Below are 5648 nucleotides of genomic sequence, written 5' to 3'. Positions count from 1 at the left end.
CCGGCGTCGAGGTGTTCCTTGAGGCCGGCGGCCTGCTGTTCGCTGTAGATGGTGGCCACCCGTAGGTTCAGCCCCTCCTCGGCCAGGATCTCGCGGGTGATGCCGGCGACCCAGTCGACGCCGGAGTCGGTGCCGCTGGTGCCGCAGGAGCCGACGATCAGCGGGATGCCGGCGGTCGCCGCCGCGCGCAGCAGCAGGCGCAGGTCGCGGGCGACGGCCGCGGCGGCGGTCTTGGCGGTGCCGGAGCCGAGATAGTACGGGCCGGAGTCGGTCGAGCCGCCGTCGACGGTGATGACGTCGGCGCCGAGGTCCAGACCGCGGGTGATGGTCTCGGGCGGGAAGCCGCCGCCGAGCATGCCGCTGGGCGCCAGCACGCGTACGGAATCACGGTTTTCAGTCATGATCCTCATCTCGGGGTCACGGGGTTGACGGCTGACCGGGGGTGGCCGGCCAGGGCGGCGACGAGCTCCTCGGCGCCCTCCAGCCCGGCGGCCAGGCGGGCCTCGGCGGTCTGCCCGGCCATGTGCGAATAGACGGTGATGCCGTCGACACCGCGCAGGACGCTGTCGGCCGGTAGCGGTTCGACGTCCACGACGTCGAGGGCCGCACCCGCGAGGCGCCCGGAACGGACGGCCTCGGCGAGGGCCGCGGTGTCCACGATGGGCCCGCGCGCGGTGTTGATCAGGTGGGCGCCCGGTTTCATCCGGCTCAGCGCGGCCGCGTCGATGAGGTGCCGGGTGTGCGGGGTCAGCGCGGTGTGGACCGAGACGAAGTCGGACCGCTGCAGCAGCTCGTCCAGCGTGACCAGGACGGCGGGCCCGGGCAGCTCGCCGGTGCCCAGCACGGTCAGGCCGAACGCCTGGGCGAGCGGCACCACCCGGCGGGCCACGGCGCCCCGGCCGATCAGCCCGAGGATCTTGCCGCGCAGCTCGTGCCCGTCGCGGCGGGGCCAGGCGCCGGCGGCGACCCCGGCGGCCATCGGCACGAGGTTCCGGGCCTGGGCCAGGAGCAGCCCGATGGTGTACTCGGCCACCGCGTTGCTGTTGATGCCCGGCAGGTTGCTCACGCTGATGCCGAGCCGGGTGGCGGCCGCGACATCGACGGAGTCGTAGCCGACGCCGGTGCGCACGACGGCGCGCAGCTCGGGCGCCGCGCGCAGCACCTGCTCCGACATCGGCTCGTTGGCGATCAGGGCGCCCTCGACGCCGGCCAGGGCCGCGATCAGCTGCTCGGGCCGGCGCGGTCCCCGCATCGGGTCGTGCCGGATGGTGAAGCCCTGCCCGGTGAGGAAGGCATCCACCTCGTCGCCCGGGGTGAGGTAATCGGTGGTGATCAGAACGGTGGGCATCGGACTCCGGATCAGGTGAGGATGGGGGTGCCGCGGTCCCGGTGCAGGCGACCGAGGCGGATGACGACGAGGACGGCCAGCGCGGCGAGGATCCCGATGTCCAGCAACATCCAGTCCCAGCCGGTGAGGTCGACGACGGCGCCGATGAGAGCCGGGCCGCCGAAGCCGCCGAGGTACCAGGTGACCGCGTACAGGCCGGTGTAGGCGCCGAGCACCCGGCTGGACGGCGCCAGGTTCCACAGGGCGACGGCCGCGTTGATCATGAAGCCGGCGGCGCCGACGGCCGCGACGCAGAAGGCGACGACCGTCCCGGTGGCGGTCTGGACGGCTGCGCCGGCCGCCATCGCGGCGGCGAAGATGATGATGCCGGCCCCCATGGTGCGTAGCCGCCCGAAGCGCTCGGCGCACAGCGCGGCCGGGTAGGCCGCCAGCAGGAAGGCGATGCCGCTGGGCAGGGTGAGCCCGCCGGCCTCACCGCGGGTCAGGCCGAGGGCCTCCATCCCGTACGGGGTGACGAGCGACCGGGAAGCGAACCACGCTCCGCCGAAGAGCAGGACCGTCAGGAGCAGCAGGAGCCGCCGGCGGTCGCTGTCGGTGACGAGATCGGTGATGACCCGGCGGAACGGCACCCGCGCCTCGTCGTGAGCGGCGTCCGCGTCCTCGGCCAGTGCGGCCTGGTACGCGGCCGACCGGCTGTCGCGGACCTTCGCGACCAGCACCACCGTGACGAGCAGCAGGATCACCGCGGGGATGACGAACGCCCCCCGGGGATGCTCGTCGATGACGAAGAGGCTGATCAGCGCGGCCACGATGATGGTCAGCGCGGCCGCGATCTTCACGGCGGCGTTGGCCCGGCTGCGCCGCTCGGGCGGCAGGAAGTCCGGGATCATCGACTCGGCCAGCGGCCGGATGGTGTTGACGACCAGCGCGTACAGGAACATCACGGCGACCAGCGTGACCAGCGACGTGGTCCAGGGCAGGAACGCGAAGAGCACCGCCGCCAGGGGCATGCCCACCGCGAGGTACGGCACCCGCCGTCCCCACCGGGTCCGGGTGTTGTCCGACCGGTTGCCGATCCAGGGCTGGATGAAGATGCCCAGCAGGTTGTCCATGCCCATCAGCAGGCCGACGACCGCCGCGCTCGTGACGTGCTCGCGCAGCAGCACGGGCACCTGGTTGTCGTAGAAGTTCCAGGTCGACTCCTGCGCGAACAGCGTCAGGGCGATGAAGAACGTGATCTTCCGATGGGACACCGTGCTGTCCCGCAGCGTAACGGCCATGTTGCCTCCACGTGTCGGGCGTCACGCTAATTTGCTATGGCAAAACCGTCAACAGTTGCATGCAAGTTTGCCATGGCAGGCGGTAAAGTGCCCTCATGACTGCCACCCAGACGCTGTCCGACCAGGCGTACCGTCAGCTTCGCAGCGCGATAGCCACCGGCGAGCTCGCTCCGGGGGACAAGGTCACCGAGCGCGGCATGGCCGAGCGGCTGACGATCAGCCCGACCCCGGTCCGCGAAGCGCTGCGCCGCCTGGAGCTCGACGGGCTCATCGAGCGGATCGGCCCCCGTACGGTGCGGGTCGCCGCCATCCGCGATGCCGCCATCGACGACCTCGCGGAGGTGGAGGTCGGCCTGCGCGGCCTGGTGGCCCGCTTCGCCGCCCGGCACGCCACCGCCGCCCAGCTCGACGCCCTGGACGCGATCCTCGACCGGGCCGACGACCTGCTGATCCTGCTCAAGGAACGCGGTCACCCGGGACAGCCGTCGGAACGGCACCTCACCGCGCTCCTGGACACCATGCAGGAGTTCAACGACACCGTGGACGCCTGCGCCCACAACCCCGTGCTCATCCGGATGCTCGAGCAGAGCCGGGTGTTCTCCCGGCCGCAGCGCCGCGAGCTGCTGCTGCGGCGGGTCGCAGAGGACCAGACCTTCGGCCTGGAGCGCTACACCAGCCACCGCGCCCTGGTGCGCGCGCTGCGCGCCGGCGACTCCGCCGCCGCGGAACGCATCGCCCTCGAGGACTCGCAGGGCGGCCTCGCGGCGCTGCGGGAGGCGCGATGACCGCGCACCGCATCGCCGTCATCCCCGGCGACGGCATCGGCCAGGAGGTCGTCCCGGCCGGGATCGAGGCGCTGCGGGCCACCGCCGACCACTTCGGGCTGCGGCTCGACTTCGACCACTTCGACTTCGCCAGCGCCGATCATTGGCAGCGGCACGGGACGATGCTGCCGCCCGGCTGGGAGGAGACGCTGCGCGGGTACGACGCCATCTACTTCGGAGCGGTCGGCTGGCCGTCGGTCGTCCCCGACCACGTGTCCCTCTGGGGCAGCCTGCTGCAGATCCGGCGGGTCTTCGACCAGTACGTGAACCTGCGCCCCTGCCGGCTCATGCCCGGCGTCCGCAGCCCCCTGGCCGACCGGGAGCCGGGCGACATCGACTTCGTCGTCGTACGGGAGAACACCGAGGGCGAGTACTCCAGTGTCGGCGGGCGCATCTTCGAAGGCACCGAACGCGAGACCGTGCTCCAGGAGACGGTGATGACCCGCGTCGGCGTCGACCGCGTCCTGCGCTTCGCCTTCGAGCAGGCGCGCCGCCGCCCGAAGCAGCACCTCACGTCGGCGACCAAGAGCAACGGCATCGCCATCACCATGCCGTACTGGGACGAACGGGTGGCGGCGATGGGCGAGCAGTTCCCGGACGTACGGCTCGACAAGTTCCACATCGACGCGCTGGCGGCGCAGTTCGTGCTGCACCCCGACTGGTTCGACGTCGTGGTGGCCAGCAACCTGTTCGGCGACATCCTGTCCGACCTCGGCCCGGCCTGCACCGGCACGCTCGGCATCGCCCCGAGCGCCAACATCAACCCCGAACGTGAGCACCCGAGCCTGTTCGAACCGGTGCACGGCTCCGCCCCGGACATCGCCGGGCGGGGCATCGCCAACCCGGTCGGCCAGATCTGGTGCGGGTCGATGATGCTCGAGCACCTGGGCCACCCGGAAGCGGCGGCGCACCTGCTCGGCGCGGTCGAGGACGTCCTGGCGTACGGGCCGCAGGGGGCGCCGTTGACCCCCGATCTGCACGGCACCGGTACGACAGCCGAGCTGGGCCGGGCGATCGCCGAGCGGGTCCGCGAACGGCCCGGCAACCGATGATCAGGGAGTGGTGCCCACGCCCTCGCCGCCCGCGTTTCGGGCGTCGAACCGTCGGCGGTACTCCGACGGTGAGGTGTCGAAGGCCGCGGCGAAGCACTGTCGCATGGTGACCGTGCTGCCGAAGCCGCAGGCGGCGGCGATCTGGTCGATCGCCAGGTCGGTCGACTCCAGCAGCCGGCGAGCCTCGTCGAGGCGCCGGCGCCGGACCCACACCGCCGGGGTGACGCCGGTGGAGGCCCGGAAAGCCCGGATGAACGTACGCCGGCTCAGGAGGGTGACGTCGGCGAGCCGCTCGACCGGCAGGGGTTCCGCCAGGTGCCGCAGCGCCCAGCCTGCTGCGGACGAGGTGCAGACAGGCGTCGATCGCCGAGGCGGTGCCGGCGGAGGTCAGTACGTCGCCGTGGTCGATGTACAGCACGGAGGCGTCGACGTCGACGTCGCGGTGGCGGGCGGCGAGCATGTCGACGGCCTGCCAACTTGTGCCAATGGCCTGAGGTGGTCGGGGAGTGGAGACTCGAGGTGTCGTCGTCGAAACGGCGGCATCGACAGCAAGGAGTGCACCAGCCATGACCACCGCACCGCGTCGCGCCCTCATCGTCATCGACGTGCAGCAGGACTACTTCGGCGGCCCGCTGGAGATCCGGTATCCGCCGCACGCCGACTCGCTGCCGCAGATCACCCGGGCGATCGACGCGGCCACCGCCGCGGGCATCCCCGTCGTGGCGGTGCAGCACACGATGGGCGACAGCGCGCCGCTGTTCAATCCGACCCGGCCCGGCTTTCAGCTGCACCCGGCGGTCGAGAGCCGCCGCACCGGCGAGTGGAAGTCGGTCGTCAAGCAGTACGGCACCGTGTTCGCCGGCACCGACCTGCTGTCCTGGCTGCGGGAGCGCGACATCGACACCGTCACGCTCGTCGGCTACATGACCAACAACTGCGTGCTGGCCTCCGCCGCCGAGGCCGAGACCCACGGCCTGACCGCCGAGGTGCTCTCCGACGCCACCGGGGCGATCAACATCGCCAACGACGCCGGGTTCGCCGACGCGAAGACGGTGCACACCACGCTCATGACCCTGTTCAACTCCAACTTCGCCGCCGTCGCCGACACCGCGACCTGGTCCGGCGCCGCCAGCGCCGGCCGCGC

Annotated in this window: 7 protein-coding genes; 3 read left to right on the top strand and 4 right to left on the bottom strand. The window is 71.9% G+C overall.

The genetic code is table 11. The features are described from left to right. The 3 genes from AB0C29_RS30805 to AB0C29_RS30795 form a co-directional block, all read right to left on the bottom strand. Positions 1-401 (bottom strand): hypothetical protein (locus tag AB0C29_RS30805; protein ID WP_360827462.1); only part of this gene is annotated, 401 nt, incomplete at its 3' end. A gap of 5 nt (positions 402-406) precedes the next feature. Beyond that, positions 407-1348, bottom strand: a complete 942-nt coding sequence (locus AB0C29_RS30800) for a phosphoglycerate dehydrogenase (protein WP_360827459.1) — start codon at positions 1346-1348, stop codon at positions 407-409. Positions 1349-1359: 11 nt separating this feature from the next. Further along, entirely contained in the window at positions 1360-2628 is a 1269-nt protein-coding gene (locus AB0C29_RS30795; RefSeq protein WP_360827456.1) for an MFS transporter, read from the bottom strand. A gap of 95 nt (positions 2629-2723) precedes the next feature. Here AB0C29_RS30795 and AB0C29_RS30790 point away from each other — a divergent pair, with 95 nt between their 5' ends. Together AB0C29_RS30790 and AB0C29_RS30785 are read left to right on the top strand one after the other, a co-directional pair. Further along, positions 2724-3413: a GntR family transcriptional regulator gene (locus tag AB0C29_RS30790; protein ID WP_360827453.1), complete on the top strand. Its 690-nt coding sequence runs from the start codon at positions 2724-2726 to the stop codon at positions 3411-3413. Then, positions 3410-4504 (top strand): tartrate dehydrogenase, encoded by a 1095-nt coding sequence (locus tag AB0C29_RS30785; protein ID WP_360827450.1) that lies wholly within the window; start codon positions 3410-3412, stop codon positions 4502-4504. Before AB0C29_RS30790 ends, AB0C29_RS30785 begins: the two co-directional genes overlap by 4 nt. Here AB0C29_RS30785 and AB0C29_RS30780 read toward each other — a convergent pair whose 3' ends face one another. Next, positions 4505-4774: a helix-turn-helix domain-containing protein gene (locus AB0C29_RS30780; RefSeq protein WP_360827465.1), complete on the bottom strand. Its 270-nt coding sequence runs from the start codon at positions 4772-4774 to the stop codon at positions 4505-4507. It abuts the gene before it with no gap. A 296-nt stretch (positions 4775-5070) separates the two neighbouring features. Here AB0C29_RS30780 and AB0C29_RS30775 point away from each other — a divergent pair. Beyond that, positions 5071-5648 (top strand): isochorismatase family protein (locus AB0C29_RS30775; RefSeq protein WP_360827447.1); only part of this gene is annotated, 578 nt, incomplete at its 3' end.

Source organism: Actinoplanes sp. NPDC048791 (assembly GCF_040650095.1).
Classification (GTDB): Bacteria; Actinomycetota; Actinomycetes; order Mycobacteriales; family Micromonosporaceae; genus Actinoplanes.
This window is presented reverse-complemented; position numbering and strand designations above follow the sequence as displayed.